The sequence below is a fragment of the Leptospirillum ferrooxidans C2-3 genome (assembly GCF_000284315.1).
Classification (GTDB): Bacteria; Nitrospirota; Leptospirillia; order Leptospirillales; family Leptospirillaceae; genus Leptospirillum; species Leptospirillum ferrooxidans.
On the sequence record NC_017094.1, the window covers coordinates 801,123 to 818,488 of the forward strand.

Annotated in this window: 18 protein-coding genes and 3 tRNA genes; 8 read left to right on the plus strand and 13 right to left on the minus strand. The window is 45.5% G+C overall.

Going from position 1 to position 17,366, the window contains the following annotated elements:
- Positions 1 to 127 precede the first annotated feature (127 nt).
- From LFE_RS04160 to LFE_RS04190, 7 genes are all read right to left on the minus strand, one after another.
- Positions 128 to 213, minus strand: a tRNA-Leu gene (locus tag LFE_RS04160).
- A gap of 327 nt (positions 214 to 540) precedes the next feature.
- Positions 541 to 617: transfer RNA gene (locus LFE_RS04165), tRNA-Arg, on the minus strand.
- An 18-nt stretch (positions 618 to 635) separates the two neighbouring features.
- On the minus strand, positions 636 to 947 hold the full coding sequence (locus LFE_RS04170; protein WP_148272543.1) for a CbtB domain-containing protein: 312 nt from the start codon (positions 945 to 947) through the stop codon (positions 636 to 638).
- A complete protein-coding gene (locus LFE_RS04175; protein ID WP_014449015.1) occupies positions 934 to 1,251 on the minus strand; it encodes a glutaredoxin family protein in 318 nt (105 codons plus the stop codon). The genes LFE_RS04170 and LFE_RS04175 overlap by 14 nt, the downstream gene beginning before the upstream one ends.
- A gap of 159 nt (positions 1,252 to 1,410) precedes the next feature.
- Positions 1,411 to 2,304, minus strand: coding sequence for an NAD(P)H-binding protein (locus LFE_RS04180; protein WP_014449016.1), 894 nt, complete (start codon positions 2,302 to 2,304; stop codon positions 1,411 to 1,413).
- Position 2,305: 1 nt separating this feature from the next.
- On the minus strand, positions 2,306 to 3,499 hold the full coding sequence (locus LFE_RS04185; protein ID WP_014449017.1) for a cysteine desulfurase family protein: 1,194 nt from the start codon (positions 3,497 to 3,499) through the stop codon (positions 2,306 to 2,308).
- Positions 3,492 to 4,238 carry a DUF3501 family protein gene (locus LFE_RS04190; protein ID WP_014449018.1) on the minus strand — a complete coding sequence of 249 codons (747 nt, stop codon included), beginning with the start codon at positions 4,236 to 4,238 and terminating at the stop codon, positions 3,492 to 3,494. Before LFE_RS04190 ends, LFE_RS04185 begins: the two co-directional genes overlap by 8 nt.
- Before the next feature lie 89 nt (positions 4,239 to 4,327).
- Here LFE_RS04190 and LFE_RS04195 point away from each other — a divergent pair, with 89 nt between their 5' ends.
- Positions 4,328 to 4,795, plus strand: coding sequence for a CoA-binding protein (locus tag LFE_RS04195; protein ID WP_014449019.1), 468 nt, complete (start codon positions 4,328 to 4,330; stop codon positions 4,793 to 4,795).
- 67 nt (positions 4,796 to 4,862) lie between these two features.
- On the opposite strand, the gene LFE_RS04200 is transcribed toward LFE_RS04195, so the two are convergent.
- The 6 genes from LFE_RS04200 to LFE_RS13000 all read right to left on the minus strand — a co-directional run bounded on the left by LFE_RS04200 (position 4,863) and on the right by LFE_RS13000 (position 10,758).
- The gene (locus tag LFE_RS04200) at positions 4,863 to 6,173 is read right to left on the minus strand and encodes an arsenic transporter (RefSeq protein ID WP_041774788.1); all 1,311 of its coding nucleotides are present in this window, start codon (positions 6,171 to 6,173) and stop codon (positions 4,863 to 4,865) included.
- 221 nt (positions 6,174 to 6,394) lie between these two features.
- Positions 6,395 to 7,459, minus strand: a complete 1,065-nt coding sequence (hisC, locus tag LFE_RS04205) for a histidinol-phosphate transaminase (protein ID WP_014449021.1) — start codon at positions 7,457 to 7,459, stop codon at positions 6,395 to 6,397.
- Between the two features lie 302 nt (positions 7,460 to 7,761).
- Positions 7,762 to 7,839, minus strand: a tRNA-Arg gene (locus tag LFE_RS04210).
- A 98-nt stretch (positions 7,840 to 7,937) separates the two neighbouring features.
- Complete coding sequence (locus tag LFE_RS04215) at positions 7,938 to 8,546, minus strand: peroxiredoxin (protein ID WP_014449022.1); 609 nt, start codon at positions 8,544 to 8,546, stop codon at positions 7,938 to 7,940.
- A 68-nt stretch (positions 8,547 to 8,614) separates the two neighbouring features.
- Entirely contained in the window at positions 8,615 to 10,336 is a 1,722-nt protein-coding gene (locus LFE_RS04220; protein WP_014449023.1) for a chloride channel protein, read from the minus strand.
- Positions 10,333 to 10,758, minus strand: a complete 426-nt coding sequence (locus tag LFE_RS13000) for an EamA family transporter (RefSeq protein ID WP_014449024.1) — start codon at positions 10,756 to 10,758, stop codon at positions 10,333 to 10,335. Before LFE_RS13000 ends, LFE_RS04220 begins: the two co-directional genes overlap by 4 nt.
- A 353-nt stretch (positions 10,759 to 11,111) precedes the next feature.
- Between LFE_RS13000 and LFE_RS04230 the strand changes: the two genes are divergently transcribed.
- From LFE_RS04230 to hemG, 7 genes are all read left to right on the plus strand, one after another.
- Complete coding sequence (locus LFE_RS04230) at positions 11,112 to 12,116, plus strand: cytochrome-c peroxidase (protein WP_014449025.1); 1,005 nt, start codon at positions 11,112 to 11,114, stop codon at positions 12,114 to 12,116.
- Positions 12,117 to 12,192: 76 nt separating this feature from the next.
- A complete protein-coding gene (locus LFE_RS04235) occupies positions 12,193 to 12,795 on the plus strand; it encodes a peroxiredoxin (protein ID WP_014449026.1) in 603 nt (200 codons plus the stop codon).
- Between the two features lie 121 nt (positions 12,796 to 12,916).
- Positions 12,917 to 13,456: a cupin domain-containing protein gene (locus tag LFE_RS04240; protein WP_014449027.1), complete on the plus strand. Its 540-nt coding sequence runs from the start codon at positions 12,917 to 12,919 to the stop codon at positions 13,454 to 13,456.
- Positions 13,453 to 14,571, plus strand: coding sequence for a RuBisCO large subunit C-terminal-like domain-containing protein (locus LFE_RS04245; RefSeq protein WP_198408013.1), 1,119 nt, complete (start codon positions 13,453 to 13,455; stop codon positions 14,569 to 14,571). Before LFE_RS04240 ends, LFE_RS04245 begins: the two co-directional genes overlap by 4 nt.
- Before the next feature lie 89 nt (positions 14,572 to 14,660).
- Entirely contained in the window at positions 14,661 to 15,317 is a 657-nt protein-coding gene (locus LFE_RS04250; RefSeq protein ID WP_014449029.1) for a haloacid dehalogenase-like hydrolase, read from the plus strand.
- Positions 15,314 to 15,979 carry a methylthioribulose 1-phosphate dehydratase gene (gene mtnB, locus LFE_RS04255; protein WP_014449030.1) on the plus strand — a complete coding sequence of 222 codons (666 nt, stop codon included), beginning with the start codon at positions 15,314 to 15,316 and terminating at the stop codon, positions 15,977 to 15,979. Before LFE_RS04250 ends, mtnB begins: the two co-directional genes overlap by 4 nt.
- A gap of 5 nt (positions 15,980 to 15,984) precedes the next feature.
- Positions 15,985 to 17,364, plus strand: coding sequence for a protoporphyrinogen oxidase (hemG, locus tag LFE_RS04260; protein WP_232502587.1), 1,380 nt, complete (start codon positions 15,985 to 15,987; stop codon positions 17,362 to 17,364).
- Positions 17,365 to 17,366: the final 2 nt, after the last annotated feature.

Here is a 17,366-nt window from a genome sequence, read left to right on the forward strand (position 1 = left end):
TTTTTAGTTAAGTGTTAGAGAGATACAGATCAGATCATGGGTTATCAAGCAATATGAGTGGTGACAGCAGGCGATGGATTGTAGATTGAAGGGTTGGAATGAATCCGTCATTAAAGATTGGAAACAATGGTGCCGAAGGCGGGACTCGAACCCGCACGGGGTTGCCCCCACTAGACCCTGAACCTAGCGTGTCTACCATTTCACCACTTCGGCTGGATCAAAAAAGCCTAACCCGCGAATCCTACGAAAAAAATGCATAAAAGTCAAAAAAGATTTTTTTAATACTGATAAATCAATAAGTCAGATGTGTTGGATCCATATTTTTTGTACACAAAATGCTTTCGATTATTCTGGAATAGTTTGTTTGCCTGGATTACAAACACATTCGGTAGACTTCGCTCCTCAATGGGCACTGAATCCTGATCCTAGGAAGGCTCCTGACTGGGAAGAGAATCAAAAATCGCATTGCAATCCAGATGTTCAATATGCGTAATGCTCATTTTGGTGTTTGATATTTTATGCTTGAAACGGCAAGGAGTATGGTGCGCCTGACTGGAATCGAACCAGTGACCTACAGCTTAGAAGGCTGTTGCTCTATCCGATTGAGCTACAGGCGCCAGAATGGAAATGAGAAATTAATGGCACATTACAAAGCTGAACGCATGACGGACAGGGTGAATAGCATCATGGATCATTGGAAGAGGTGCAAACAATAGCAAGTAAAGGGTTATTGGCACCCATACACCAAGTAAACCTGCTACAAGAACTTTTACCCAAAGACTGCTGTCTGCCTTTGCTCCGGTAACATTCCCCCAAACTGCCTGTTCATTCTTCAATGCAATCCCTTTCAACAAGAAGCCCATCAATTGATGGGCTTCCCAGTTTTTACCAACGATCCCCCAGCCGCGTTTCGTGCAACATGGAGAACTTGTTTTAATGGCTTTCACACCCTCTATCAAGAGGAGTATTGTCGCTGGTTTCAACCGCTTTTACGAGGTGGTTGGAGAGAAGATATGCCTCTACCTCTTCACCGCTGACATCCGCAAGTACTTTACCGTTGACTTCAACTGTGGGAGACATGCGTTGTCCGGACTTCCTGACCATCTCCGAATAGGCCATGGGATCGGCAAGGATGTTGATATCTTCAAATTCAATATTATATTTTCTAAAAACTGCCCTGACTCCACCACTCCAGCCACATGTTGGTTTCAGATAAGCTTTTACCGTCAATTTTTCTGTTTGGGTTTCCATATTGTGATCCTCCTTTGATTCAGTCCCACATTCTACATGAGTCTGACCATGTTCTCAAGACCGATTGGCAATATTGGAGTATCGATCGCAATGTGCCGTCCTGACGAAAATGTTTCCACAATCGGTCCACAAGTTTGTTCTATTCCCTGTGGGAAATTTTTACGGCCTGGCGTTTGCTTCAAGATAGGCTTCCAGTGGATAAGGGGATACGTTCAGGACTGTTACCAAATGATTTTCTTTGGCAACATTGTCCGACAGCGCCATGCGGATCATCTCCCGTGTCAGAAAAGGGGTTGGAAGCAGTTTTTCCTGAAAAAAGGCCGATATCGCAAGCATGGACGGTGGCTGGGACATAATCAACGCATTTACTTTTAAAGATGACTTGATGGTTTCCATCAACTCCCTATAAGTATAGATTCTTGGACCACCAATTTCGAGAATGGTTGGCTTGATGGTTCTATCTGTGTTCAGTTTCGAAAGGGAGGTGACCAAATCCCCCACCCAAATGGGGTGGACAAGATTTTTTCCGGATCCGATCAGGGGAAGAATATGTAAGCCTCTAGCCAATCCCGCAAACAAATTGATGAATTTGTCGCGTCTCCCAAACACAACGCTTGGTCGGACAATTGAAACATCCAGTCCAGAAGAAAGGATTTCATCTTCCATAACCGCTTTTGTTTTATGATATCGTGATTGCGCACTATGAGAGGCACCTATTGCGGATACAGCAATAATTGTTTTTACGCCTGCCATCTTGGCTGCTTTCAGCATGGATCGGGTTCCCTGAACATGGACTTTTTCATAAGTCTGTGTGCGGGTTTCGGCCAAGATTCCGGTCAGGTGAAAAATGGTGTCGACTCCGGCCATGGCGGAGACAAGATCCGAATATGAGGATACATCTCCTGTATAGGACTCAACGCCATCAGGAAGTTTTGAGGTTGGCCCTTTTCTGGAAAATAGACGTATTGTCCCGTTAAAACGATCCGTCTTGAGCTGTTCCATGAGTGCCTGTCCAATAAACCCGGTTCCGCCTGTCAGTAATGCTGTGTGCATATTAAGCCCTCCGAAAACGTTGCAAGCCCTTCGGTGACAATGCCATGAGTTCCTCAAGTACAGCAGGAAAAGCTTCCTGAAACAATTTCATATCTGATGGAGTTGAATTCCACGAGAGAGATACAACGACTGATCCTTGTCCTAAAAGTGAAGAAACACCCAATGCTCTCAGAACATGAGACACTTTAAGGGATTGGGAAGAGCAAGATGAACCAGTGCCCGTCTGAATGCCCTTGAGATCAAGTTTTGAGACTGCTGCCTGACCGTCGATTCCAGGAACAAGCATGTTCAGTATTCCGGGAAGACGAGGCTCATCAGAAGCAGGGATCACAACATCGGGAATTGTATCCTTGACCCATTGAAGGAGATCATTTGTCAGAGTCTCAATCCTTCTTCTTTCCTGATCAACATGTTCATTCCAGTGTTGAATGGCTTTTTTCCAACCTTCGGCGAGAAACACAGGGATCATTCCTCCACGGCGCCCACCTTCCTGGGACCCCCCAAAGATCAATGGCTTGATACGAATTCCTTTTCGAACATATAGGGCAGAAATACCGGGAGGGCCACCCATCGCATTCGATGAGATTGTCATCATATCGATAGGAAAATCCTTGACCTTGATCCGTTGGGTTCGTTGAGCAGTGACAAAATCAACGTGGAAAACTCCTCCCCCTGCCTTTACCTCTTTTCCAATTCTTTCAACCGGAGTGATAACACCAACCTCAGGATCAGCCCAGACAAATGAGGATAGTGTCCGTTCAAGTTTATTCAAACTGAGAGATGTGATCGATTCATATATTTTGGGCCGCAGTTCCTGAAACGGAATGTGATCTCTTTTAGCTCTTGATGACATGGCATTAATGGCAGATATGTGATTGGTTTGCCCACCCACAAGTCCTTCAAAGGAGAGTGAGGTTCCTAGGTCGGCACACATGATTGCCCAAGTGTTGGACTCTGATGCATTTGATGTAAAGAAAATTTCGGAAGTATCGGCTCCAATCATTTTCGCCACTTCTTCGCGGCACGATTCAAGGCATTGGGCATAATACCGGGCTGAAGCATACCGGGCGTCAGGATTTGCAAGAGATGAAAGGCTGTTTGAGATCGCTTCCTGGACGCCAGGACGAAGGGGAGTCAGACTATCTCCGTCGAGGTGGGTTACTGATGGAGTATTCTGGATTCTGTTATCAGTCAAGGTCACTCCTCAAGCTTGAAAGAAGTGGAAGAGGGAGTTGGACCATCGCTGAATAGGCTGGGTGGTCTGCTAATAGAAAAGCCTTTTCATCCTCTTTCATGTTTTTGAGTAAAGATGCCCCTGTATTTCCCAAAGGAAATCGAATGTAGTGGACGGAACTCATTTTTGAGTCTTCGGAACGATCTGACTCGAAAATGGCACTGATCTTTCCGGAAGGAAAAACCAGATGAATCGATGGCTGGCGATCGATTCCCCGAAGTCTGTCAAGCGTTTCCCGAACCTTGTCTTCGCTCGTAATCTCAATGAACAATACTGCACTAAGCTCATTTTTAGCGGGTAAAAGCTCATTGTATGTATCGATCTCTTCTTGTACTTTTTGGGGGTCACTGATGCCTTCTACCAGAAGCATTTCTTGAATCTGGAAAAGAACCGTATCATGGTTTTCAAAAACGATGCGCAATAAAGGCCCCAGATTGATGGATCGATCTTTTTTGATCGAAATAATTCTTTTTCTGGCTTCTGCACGTTGATCACTATAAATATTGTTTGGCAGAATCTCTGTTGCGGATACTTTCTTCATGAATTGATCTTCCTTCTTTAAAGAATAACGATGATGGGTTCCTTTGATAGCTTCCAGCATCATCAACCAAATCGATGCTTTGATTTCCTGTCCGTTTTCCTTGACAGCGATGAACCCATTGCTTGTAATATCATCATCGAAGTGGATGTCCGGGATCAATCCAACTCCCCCTCTTGGCGAAAAAGAAATGAGGGGTTCTTGTCTGGATTGATTCTTGATCGGAAAAAACGCTTGACCAGGAGTTTATAATGTTGACGCCTTCCTCGCCATTTTATTTACCAGATGAGGTTATTCTTGATCTTCTGGACTCATCCAGGACTATTGCCGTTGTGGGGATCAGCGATAAGCTTGGAAGACCATCCCTTACAGTCGCAAGCTACCTTAAGGATCATGGCTATGATGTCTGGCCGGTCAATCCCCTATTGAAGGAAGTTGGCCATGTGGCTTGCTATCCGGATCTTTTTTCATTGCCAGGTGTTCCTGACATGGTTGTTGTTTTTCGAAAATCTGCTGATATTCCGGATGTCATCGATGAAGCTGCCAGAGCCAAGGTTACCAGAGTATGGGTTCAGGAAGGAATCAAGAGCCCGGAAGGATGGGCAAAAGCAAAATCCTCTGGTTTATCCATCGCGATGGATGTCTGTATCATGAAGGAATACATGCGATTGAAGAGTTCAGGGTCAAATGTCTGCAATCTCATTAATAAAGGGAACTGATTACCCTTTGTTGTGATGCGTCAATTCCGGATATCCTGTTCTGGTTGTTTTTATGGGTGGTTTGTTTTCACGAATGGAGAAAGCGAAGCCACCCATAAAGGGCGACGAGCGTCATGAAAAGGACCGGAATGGTTAGGATGAATCCCGCCCGGATATACTCTCCGGTGGAGATCTTCTCTCCTTTTTTTTCCAATACATGAAGCCATAAAAGTGTTGCCAGACTTCCGATGGGGGTCATTTTCGGTCCAAGGTCACATCCGATAATATTTGCATAGATCATGCTCTCTTTGACGAGAGGGGACAGGTGAAGTGCCTGATGGATCCCGATCGCTCCAATTAAAACTGTCGGCAGGTTATTCATGGCTGCAGATAGAAACGCAAACATGAATCCGCTCCCAATCGTTGCTGCAAAGCTTCCCATATTTGACATGGAGGTCAGAAGGTGGCCAACTTCCATCGTAAGTCCCTGATTCTTTAAGCCGTAGACAACAAGATACATCCCCAGGCTGAATAGAACAATTTGCCAGGGAGCTTCCCTTAAGACTTTCCAAACAGGAATAACTGCACCTTTTCCTTTCTTCCACCATCGACCTGCAATTGCGAGCCAGAGTATGGCTCCTGCACCAGTTACAAGCGAAACAGGTATTTTTGTGCCTGCAGTCATGAAATATGCAGCCAATAAAAGGATCAGTAGTGGAAAGGTTGCCAAAAAGACCAGTCTGTCGTGGATTTTGGTTATTGGAGGGGGGAGCCCCATCAGGTTATAACTTGCAGGGAGAGATCTTTTGAAATAGATCCATGAAATCAGAAGAGTTGATCCTAATGCGGCAAAGTTGACAGGGACCATGACTTTTGCATATTCACCAAAGCTCTTATGAAAGTAATCGGCAGACAAGATATTTACAAGGTTTGATATCACCAAAGGCAAGCTTGTTGAATCAGCCACAAATCCTGTTGCAAGAATGAAGGCCAAGGCATTTTTTGGGGAAAAACCCAGTGACAAAAGAACGGAAAGAACAATGGGCGTCAGGATCAGTGCTGTTCCGTCATTTGCAAAGATAGCGGAAACGCTCGCTCCCAGCAAAATGATCAGCAGGAATAATTTTGTTCCATTGCCTTTTCCCCATAGAGCAACATGGATGGCGCACCAGGCAAAAAAACCTGCTTCATCAAGGAGCAGAGAGATGACGATTAGACCGATAAAAGTCATCGTGGGATCCCAGATGATTGACCAAACAGCGGAAATGTCCTGGGTATGGACAACTCCAAAAAGAAGAGCGAATGCTGCTCCGGCAAGAGCACTCCATCCAATGCCGAGTCCACGGGGCTGCCATAAGACAAAAATCAGGGTCAATACAAAAATGAGGATTGCGGTGATCAAAATGGCTCCGTTTTTAATGGATCCCTGAGTTGGCTGGTCTTGCTGTCAGGGGATTGTCTGGATTCAAGTGTTTTGGTGGACACGAAGATTGCTTGATCGATTGCTTCAACCCTAAATTCTTTTTTGAATGGTCAAACATCGTAATGATTGACCACTCTGCCTATCGGAAGTGTGGCTTTTCTGTGAATCAGTCGCCATCAGCAATCAGGGGGGAATCATTATCCAGCTTTTAAAATGGAAGATAGTGTTTTTGTCAGGATTTCACATTCTTCTTCTGTTCCAATGGTTATCCGAAGATACTGATTGATTTTAGGATCAGTAAAGTGCCTGACCAAAATGCCCTTATCTCTAAGCATCTGGTGGAGTCTCTTCCCATCATGCTCTGGATGTCTGGCAAAAAGAAAGTTGGTTTTCGATGGTAGGACAAAAAAACCAAGATTCTCCAACTTTTTTGAAAGCTGTTCTCTTGTTTCGATGATTTTTTGTCTGGTTTTTTCAAAATGGTTTCGGTCCAGAATGGATGCAGTGGCACCTGCAATGGCCAGACGGTCCAGAGGGTAAGAGTTGAAGCTGTTCTTGACACGCTCAAGAGCTTCTATCAGTGGTAAGGATCCGATCGCAAATCCAACTCGCAGACCAGCAAGGGAGCGTGATTTGGAGAGCGTCTGGACTACAAGAAGGTTCTCATATTTTTTTGTCAGGGGGATCGCCGACTCTCCGCCGAAATCGATATAGGCTTCGTCAACGACAACAATTGAGTCCGGATTCTGTTTCAGCAGGTTTTCGATTTCCTCGATTGGACGAATGCATCCCGTTGGGGCATTCGGATTGGGAAAAATAATTCCTCCATTAGGTCTTATGTAGTCGCCCAGTCTGATTTGAAAGGAGCCATCAAGGGGAATTTTTTCAAACGTAATATCGTAGAGAGCGCAATAAACTGGGTAAAAACTGTAAGTGATTTCAGGAAAGAGAATAGGCAGATCATGTTTTAAAAGTCCATGAAATATGTGGGCAAGGATTTCATCTGATCCATTTCCACCCACAAAAATATTTTCTCTTGAAACCTCATAAACCTTTGAAATGGCATCTTTGAGAATATCGGCGTTAGGGTCAGGGTATAAACGGAGACGATCCATTTCCCCAATCATTGCTTCTTTGATCATTGGAGATGGAGGGTAGGGATTTTCATTCGTGTTGAGTTTGATTACATTTTGCTGTTTTGGTTGCTCTCCCGGAATATAGGGAGTGAGTCTATCGATTAAGGAACTCCAGTAGCGGCTCATCAGAACAATCCCCGTTTTTTTTGCTTGACTCTGTTTTTCTTGGTTCGATACTGATTTTTTGTGATGCCAGCGGGGTATTGTACCTTGAGAGCGGGATTATCTAAAGAGGCGATGTTTTTTTGATCGATTGACGGGAGGTATCGATAATGCTTAGAGGGGCGTCTTTATCCTGAAGAGGTCGATATTCCCTGAGGAGGCCAACTCTGTAGTTGGCTAATTTATCCCGTACCATTCTTTGGCGGGATCAGAAAGAAATTCGGGCAAAAAATTTTTCTGGAAAGAGGACCGTACCGGATAAAATATGGCGCGCCTGGAGAGATTTGAACTCCCGGCACTCGGAACCGGAATCCGATGCTCTATCCGGACTGAGCTACAGGCGCATTTTTAACAACACCCATTCTAATGAATCCGGCCAAATAGTTCAAGGAGATCGGCTCATTCCTGGAAAAATCTGGCAAGCGGATTCGAGCTTTTTTTCCTATGTTGATGAGTGAGTGTTCCTTTTTTGGGATTGAAGCTTCCTGATATCTTCGAGAACCTGTTTTGAGTGTCTGTCAGGGTCAACATCGAGATATCGCTTTGCAATTTTTCCTTGCGGGTCAATTAAAAAAGTATAGCGGTGATCAAACCCCAAAAATCCACCGGCCGCTCCGTAGGCTTTTGCGATCGTTCCTGTATGGTCCGCAAGGAGAGGAAAGGGAATGTGGTATTTTTTTGCAAAATGTTCCTGGCTTTCCCTGTCGTCCATGCTAACGCCAACGACGCTTGCTCCTATTTTTTTGAGCTTCATGATCCCGTCTCTGAACGTACAGGCCTCAGTTGTGCAACCGGGAGTGTCCGCTTTTGGAAAGAAATATAAAATGAGCCACTGATGTCGATAGTCGGAAAGCTTATGTGTATCACCATCCTGGTCTTTTCCGATAAAGTTTGGTGCAGGCATTCCCTCAGACGCGGCTTGCTCGGCGAATGCCTTGTGAATGGGCAGGGAAATCCCTGTAAGAATTATGAACACAGTTGCGATCATGGTCATGACAACCCGTATCTTTTTGACTGATGCGATTTTTCTATTCTTAAAATATCTTTCCATTTTTTCATGCCCCCTGCAGATTGTTTAAAAAAAGAATCATGTGTCGGGATGAGAATGGTGTGTGGTTCTTAAAGCCTGGAGGCCCATTCCCCCTGAAAAATATCTGTTCTGGAAAGTCCCCCAACAACTCTTTGTGGGTCCAGATCCGATACAACCGGGAGAAAATCAAGATCATGCCGATTCATTCTCCCAATCGCATCTTGAATGGTATCAGACTCCCGGACTGTGATCACCTTGTTGACCATGACTGAATCGATAAGTTCTTTCTCCCAATCGGACTGATGGATCTTTTCAACGTCCTGAACCGAGACAATGCCAATCAGTGATCCGGTTTTTGAGAGGACCGGGTAGGTGCGATGGAAGTATCTCATAAGAAAATTTTCCCTGAACTGCTGAATGGTAATGCCTGCAGGGACGACAATAACTGTTTTGGACATCGCCTGTAGGACTTTCAGGTGAAAACGTCGGGACAGATGGATATCTTCACGGTCCCTCTGATGGGAGGAAATAGATGTTGCTCCTGATGTGACATAGGCAAAAACGGTTGCCATCAGCCCAGGGATCAGGTATGCGGAACTATGTGTCGACTCGGCGATAAAGACCACCGATGCCAAGGGAGTTTTATATCCGGCCGCCAAAAAGGAGGACATGCCCATGACCACACCGAAGTCGAATGGTTCAAGGGATCCGATATTTGCAATCAAACCTCCTGTAGCGGCTCCAAGACAAAGAAGGGGAAAGAATGATCCACCCATGCCTCCAGCGGAGAACGTAAAGATAATGGCCATGGTCTTGAGAAGCAGTAAAAGCAGGAGATTGAAAAAAGTTTCATGATTGGATAAGAGATGTTGTATGAAGGTGTACCCGGGGCCCAGAGGGAGTGCTTCGCCAAAATGTTTTTGGGCGATAAATCCAGTCATCCCCAAGATGAATGCCGCCAGCAGATTTTTCCAGGATAGAACTGCCGGACCGGAGAGAAACCATACTTTGGTGGCACGGTAGGCTTTTAAAAAGAGCCTCGCGAGGATCCCGCACAGCGATCCGATCAGAATGGCTATGATGAGATCTCTCGTGTGAAATTGTGTTTTGGCGGCCATTGTGAAAAGGGGAGCAGTTCCCTTGACGGAAACCATTGCCAGATAAGAAGCAACAGATGCAACCACAGTCGGTAAAAGAGCATTGGGTGCCAAATCACCTCTGAATGGAACCTGGAGCATAAAGATCGCTCCAGTCAGTGGCGCCTTGAACATTGCTGAAAGTCCGGCACCAGCGCCTGCTAGCAGAAGAACTCGCTGATCTTCAGCCGTAACATTGAGCAAGCCCAGAATCTTGGAGGAGAGGGAGCTGACCGCTCCTCCAATATAGGTTGATATACCTTCCATGCCGGCGCTGCCACCAAATCCAAGTGTGCAAATGTATGCAGGAATTTTATAAAGGACGCTGGATAGCCTGATCTTTCCCCGAAACTCATGGTAGCTTTTGACAACCTCTTCTGTTCCCCCCATCCCATCAATTCCACCCTGAAGGAGGATGACTCTTGTCATGAGGACACCAATCATGGGAATAAGAATCACGATCCAGGAGTTTTGGAACAGATGATTGTAAAGAGTGAGGAAGAGAATATGGTAGACAACTGTTTCTGTAATTGAGACCAAAAATCCGGTAATGATTCCGATAATTGCTGAAATAATGAGAATGCTCCAATAGTTGCTGACTCTCCGGAGTTCTCCCAGAATGGCTGTGGGTGTCAACCATCTTGGTGGGCTTAAGTGTTTTATGAAGGGAATCAAGATTTTCTCATGAGGACAATGACGCCCGCACAAATCAGTGAAATGCCTGCCCATCGGAGGGGAGGGACTGCTTCATGAAGAAAGATGTTCGCAAAAATGGGGGTGAGGATATATCCAAGGGATGTCAGGGGAATGATGAAGGAAACGTCAGATAACGACAAAAGCTCAAGAAGAAATCCGAAGTGCACCGCCTCAAATGCCGTGCCAGATAAGATGGCAGGCGATGTGACGATTGTTTTGAGAAGCTGTGCAATCGCGGTGGATGAAAAAAATGCATGAAAGGCTGAAGAGTGCTCAAAACCTTTTCGGATGAGGACAAACCCGATTCCTTCCGATACAAGCCCCCCAGCAAGTAAGGATAACACCCAAGGCATTTTATGTTTTTTGGGGATAGATGGATTGATTTCAGCTTGTTCATTCAAAATGCAATTTCCTCAATCCGATGGTGGTCTTGTGTCATTGCTTGCTTTGTCATTGTTTTTTCCCAGATTATTCCTTGGTATTATAAGCGGAATGTTGAATGAAGTGAACCGATTGCTATTTCCCGTTTCAATTGCGTTTTTTAGAATTACCACTGCGAAATGGATTGGTTTTCCGAATGCTTCCAGTTCGTTCTCATGTCTTGAAGACGAGCATTATCGAGGACATTGAGCTCCTTGATTTCGAAGCTTCAGGCGGTTGTTGTATCTTTAAAGACGGAAGAAGATTTTGGTGCAATATTCTTCTTATGAAAAATAGTATTGTCTGAAGCAAAAAGCCGTTTTTCGGAGGAACCATGCATAATCATGATCGTTTTCAAATGAAAGTTTTTTCATTTGCTTCATTTCTTGCCTCATTTCTCGTTTTTCCGATCTCTTCATGGGCGGGTGCCTTGGTGCCCCTTCCACCTAATCCGGATATTCCATCAGCGAATTTGCAAAGTGCGCAAAAGATTTCTCTTGGAAAGGAGTTGTTTTTTGATCCCAGGCTATCTGCTAATGGAAAGATCAGTTGCGCGTCCTGCCATGTTCCTTCAAAAGGTTATGCAGATCCCAGAGCTGTTTCGATTGGGGTTGGTGGTAAACATGGGACGAGAAATGCCCCATCAGCCTTGAATGCCGCTTATTTCTCTCGTCAGTTTTGGGATGGTCGAGCCGGAAGCCTCGAAGAGCAGGGGATTGGCCCCCTGACAAATCCTGTAGAGATGGCTAACCCCTCAAACCAGAGTGTTGTGCGTCGCCTTCAGAAGGAGTCACGATACCGCCGTTCTTTTGAAGCTGTGTTTGGAGGTCAAGTCTCCATTGACCGGATCGCAAAGGCTATTGCAGCCTATGAGAGAACTTTGGTAACACCAATGTCAGCCTATGATCAGTTTCTGATGGGGAACAAAACCGCCTTGACGCCACAGGAACAACATGGTTTTGCTCTTTTTAAGGGTAAGGGAAGGTGTGTTTTGTGTCACAATGGTGCATTGCTTAGCGATCAGGAATATCATAATCTTGGTGTGGCGGGGTCAAAAGATGTGGGACGGTATGCCGTTTCTCATGATCCGATTGACAAGGGGCGCTTCAGAACTCCCGGACTCAGGAATGTTGCCCTAACGGCTCCCTACATGCATGATGGGTCTGTGAAAACCTTGATGGATGTTGTTGAGTTCTATAATCAGGGTGGAGGGAAAAATCCCTATCCCAAAGATGCCCTCCTTATTCCTCTCCATCTGACCAAGTCGGACGAGCGGGATCTTGTTGCTTTTTTAAATGCCCTGACAGGTGAGACGAAGCATGAAATGTCCATGAAATAATTCCAGCATTTTGTTACGTTAAAGTTTTTTGTGAACCAAGACCAGTTGACCATTCAAATTGTTGAAAGGGGATTCTATGTCTCATTTAATCGGAACAGCAGCTCCTGATTTTACTGCCCAGGCAGTTATGGGTGATGGCTCTATTAATGAAAAATTTCAGTTTTCGCAATATTTGAAGGGATCTATTGGAGTTCTCTTTTTTTGGCCTCTTGATTTCACCTTTGTCTGCCCGACCGAAATCATCGCATTTGATCATAGACTGGCGGAATTTGAGAAACGTGGTGTCAAAGTGGTTGGTGCCAGCGTTGACTCTGTTTTTACACATGCAGCATGGAGAAATACCCCCGTCAATATGGGAGGGATCGGTCCTGTGAAATTTCCGATAGTGGCAGACCTTTCCAAATCTGTTTCTCGCGCATACGGTGTATTGTTGAATGATGAGGTTGCATTGAGAGGAACATTTCTGATCGATGCGAAAGGAATCATTCGCCATCAGCTTGTCAATGACCTCCCCCTCGGAAGGGAGATCGGCGAAACTCTTCGAATGGTGGATGCACTGAAGTTTCATGAGGAACATGGTGAAGTGTGTCCGGCAGGCTGGCAAAAAGGTCAAGAAGCGATTAAAGCGACAGAAGCCGGAATTAAAAGCTATCTGAAGGATCATGCTGCTTCCTTGTGATTTTTTTAAGGTATTGAACAGGATGGGGGGATTAAGCTTTTGTCGCTTGGTCGCCCCATTGTTCTTTAATGTTCTGCCATTTTGTAGGCAAGCGTTGCATTAGATTCTGCTGGAGGATTTTTTGGCTACCATTTCAACAACATCTGGTTATGCGACTGACGATACGGTTGCCATAAATCGTTATCTTGAATCCATTGAGGTTTTCTTTTCAAATTGGCCAATTCCTGCTGCAATGGAAGCATCGAAGTTGCGAAAAACGCCCTCCTTGGATGAATTGGAAAAAAAGAACCTCCTTGAAGGCTTTGAGGAGATATTTCTCCGTCTCCAAAAAGAGATGGGCATGAAAAGTCGGGACTTGATCGTTCTACATCCAGGAACCCCAGGACTTTCTGAAATGTTGGACCGATTTTCTCCGTGCCATACGCATGATGATGAAGAGGTGCGCTATATCATTGATGGCGAGGGAGAATTTGGTTTTGTTCTGCCAACAGGTGAACAGGCCCTATTGAAGATTGGACCAGGAGACTTTATTCGTATACCAAAAAATACAGAGCACTGGTTTGTCCTGACAGAAAAACGTTGTATTAAGGCGATCCGTTATTTTTCAGATACCGCTGGATGGGTGCCCAAATATACTTCAACAAAGGTAAAGATCTCTTGATCTCAAATGACTCCAAAATTCGTGTCACCTATCGCTTCCCAGCCGGAACCGATCTTGAAAAAATGGCCAGAATGGTTGCCATCGGTCAATCTGCAGGGACTTGGAGCCCCAAGTTTGAAAGCCGGAAAGATCATCTCTCCGGACATTTGGCAGAAGTTGTTGCGCTTTTCCCGAGTGATAATGGGGGTGGACTGGCGACCATCGATTATCCGGTCTCAAATTGCCCGGATTCGACGGGGGCCCTGTTGACGGCCATCATGGGCAAGTATTCGATGGCTTTTCCGATGAAAGTCGTTGATTTGCTGCTACCGGAGAGATATGGCGTTCTCCCGGCCTTCGGGATTCAGGGAATTCGCCGGTCTCTGGAGATATTTGATCGTCCGCTTTTAATGGCTATTTTTAAACCTTCTTTGGGTTTGACAGCCAGAGAGCATGGGGAAATCTTCAGGGAAGCTGCATTTGCCGGTATCGACCTGATGAAGGATGACGAGATTTTGCCGGATATTCCGGAATGCACGGCTCTTGATCGCTTGGCTTCCATTCGAGTGGTGGTCGACGAACTTTGGCGGGTTCATCGACGAAGGGTCCTGTACGCAGTCAATCTTTCCGGACGAGCCGATCAGTTAATCGAAAAAGCCAGAATCCTGGTCTCGGAAGGAGCAAATGCGTTACTTTTGAATGTTTTTGCCTACGGGTACCCCGTTTTGGAGTCGTTGGCGGCTGATCCTCTTATCAATGTCCCATTGTTTTGTCATCCAGCGTTGTCGGGTGTTTATACCGGTCCGTCCGATTACGGGTTTTCTGCGCGTGTCGTTTTGGGGACATTGATGGCTCATGCAGGTGGAGATGCAGTGCTCTTTCCAACCCGTTTCGGCAATTTTCCTGTCTTGCCGGAAGAGGAGTCTTCTTTGGTCGATACTCTTCACAAATCTTCCATTTTCCCTGTTCCATCCGGGGGAGTGAATCCAGGATCTGTTTTTCCTTTGGTTCAAGCTTATGGAACCAATCAGATCATTAATGCAGGCACAGCTATTATGGATCATCCTGATGGAGTTTCCGCAGGGGTTCGTGCGTTTCAAATCGCGCTTTCTGAAGCGGGTTTCAAAGTACAATAGGGGTTCGTGCGTTTCAAATCGCGCTTTCTGAAGCGGGTTTCAAAGTACAATCTCCTTCGCCTTTACACAAGATCGGAGAATAAGAATCGATGTCGGATAAGTGGGTTATTCTCTGTGATTTTGATGGAACCATCACCTTTGATGAAACATTTGTGGCCATTCTTACTCGCTTTGCTCCTGTTCTTGCATCAGAGCTTATTCCCCAGATGTATGATTTGACCCTGACGTTAAAAGAGGGTGTTCGTAGAATCATGGAGTCCATTGAGAGCGTTCATTATCCTGAAATGCTCGAAATGATCTCTGCCGCTCCGATCCGAAAGGGGTTTTTTGAAATGCTTGGTGGTTTGGCTGCATGCCACATCCCTTTTCTGATTGTCACGGGGGGTGTTTCCGAGTTTGTTCGTGCAGCTCTTAAAGGAGTTCCTGAAGGCGTTTCTTCCATTTATGGGATGACTGTTGACCACTCTGGTCCTTTTTTAAAAATCAGTTCTAATTTGGAAAGCGAATCGGAACTTGTTGCAAAGGTCCGTCTTCTAGATCAATTTCCCGGCTCCCGTTTTATTTGCATCGGTGATTCGGTAACGGATCTGCAACTCGCTCTTCGATGCGATATTGTTTTTTCAAGAGGAAGGCTTTCTTCTTACCTTGAAGACAGAAAAATTGATTTTTTTCCATTTGAGAATTTTTTTGATATTGCAAGGATTCTGGACAGGATCATTTGCCAACCTTCGTTGGAGATCTCTTGAGTATTTCGCAATGGACGGCAGAAAAAGATGAGCTTATAAGGGTTTCCAGTCATTTTTATCATAAGGGCTGGATGGTCGGAACGTCGGGTAACCTTTCTGTCAGGGTTGCTCCCGATACCTTTTTGATCACGGCAAGCGGAAGACCCAAAGGAATGTTGGGAGACGAAGATCTTGTGAGCGTCAAAGGGCTTTATGAGCTGCCGGGTCCATCCGGAAATGGGAGGAAGCCTTCTGCAGAGGTTTCCATTCATCAGGCAATATATTCCGAATTGAGAGAGGCCAATGCTGTTTTTCATATCCATTCGGTTGAATCCAATATCGTGTCGGAATGGGCGTCAGATCATTCCGTTTTATTGCCCCCTCTTGAAATGATCAAAGGTTTAGGCGTTAAGGATCCGTCCTTGGGGTACCGAATTGATGTCCTTGAAAATCATTTGGATGTTTCTCGGATAGCACTCGATCTCAAAAGACTTTTTGCTCAAGATCAAGTCTTCAATGAGTTCCATTTGCCAGCATTCCTGATTCGCCATCATGGGCTGACTGTTTGGGGAAATGATGTGCTTGAAGCTTTTCATAGAATTGAACTTCTGGAATATGTTTTCAGGTTTATGGTTGCGATGGGCCCGTCTGGCTCGACTCCACCGATGGCAGGGTTCCATTGAGTACGGTGTTCAGATGTGATGTCCTTATTGTCGGTGGGGGGATTTCAGGGCTGGCTGCAGCGATGGTGCTTCATCAGGCCGGGAAGAACATTCTTCTTGTTGAGTCCAGAGGCTATCTTGGTGGGGCAATACGCTCGGTTGAGGATAGTGGTTACCTCCTGGAAATGGGGCCAAACTCGATGATGTTGGGGCCAGAAGATCCCATCAATGTCTGGCTGGATAAACTGGGACTTTCCGAAAAACTTTTAAAAGCCTCACCAGAGGCTCAAAACAGGTATGTGTGGTGTCAGGGAAAACTCATTCCCGTGCCGCTTTCGCCATCCTCTTTTTTGACAACGCCTCTTTTTTCACTTAGTGAAAAGATGCGGGTTGCCAAAGAGTTTTTTATCTCGCCGGGTTCCGGGTTGCCTGAAGGTTCAGACGAAACTGTCGGGCATTTTGTTCGACGACGGTTGGGTAACGAATTTCTTGAAAAACTGATTGATCCATTTGTAAAAGGGGTGTATGCCTCCCACCCCGATCTTCTTTCTCTTAATTCGGCTTTTCCTCTTCTTGCGAGACTTGAGCAGGAAAGTGGGGGTCTGATTCGAGGTGCAATACGACTTTCCAGGGAGAAAAAAAGAAAGAAAGCTAACCTTACTGGCCCCCCTGGGGGGCTCTATTCATTTTCTGGGGGTCTTGGGGAAATGGTCAGGGCCTTTTCCGGATACTTAAAAGATGAATCCTTGATTCATGGTGAATTGATCCACTGGAATCGGCTTCCTTCTGGCGAGTTCCAATGTGTCCTTCTTCAGGATGAAGAGAGGGTGGAGGTCATTTCCCAAAAAATGATTTTGGCGACATCACCAGCGGATGCTGGAAGAATTCTGGAGAAGAACCAACCTGAAATTGCATCCGTTTTGTCTTCGATCCCGATGGCACCCATTGCAATTGCCTATATAGGGGTCGACCGAAAGGCTTTGCCAGGATATTTGCCAGGGTTTGGTGTTTTATTTCCAACGAGTGAAAAACGCAAAATTCTTGGGATCATTCAAAACTCGGACCTCTTTCCGAATCGGTCTCCCGACGGAAAAGTCCTTTTGACCATTTTTGCAGGTGGAATGCTCAGTCCCAAAATAGCCATGTCCTTTGATGAGGATTTCGAGCAGATTGTTCTTGGAGAGCTTAAAACGGTTTTTGGTTTAGACTCCCGACCAGAGTTTTTCAGAATACAGCGTTGGGCTGAAGGTATTTCCCAATACTCTCCTGGTCATGCTTCGCGAATTCAGCGGATAAGAGATCTAACACCTGAGGGAATGATTCTGACTGGAAACTATTTGGGAGGAATTTCTGTTTTGAAGACATTTACCAATGGATTAGAGGCCGGAAAGGCATTCTTATCATAAAA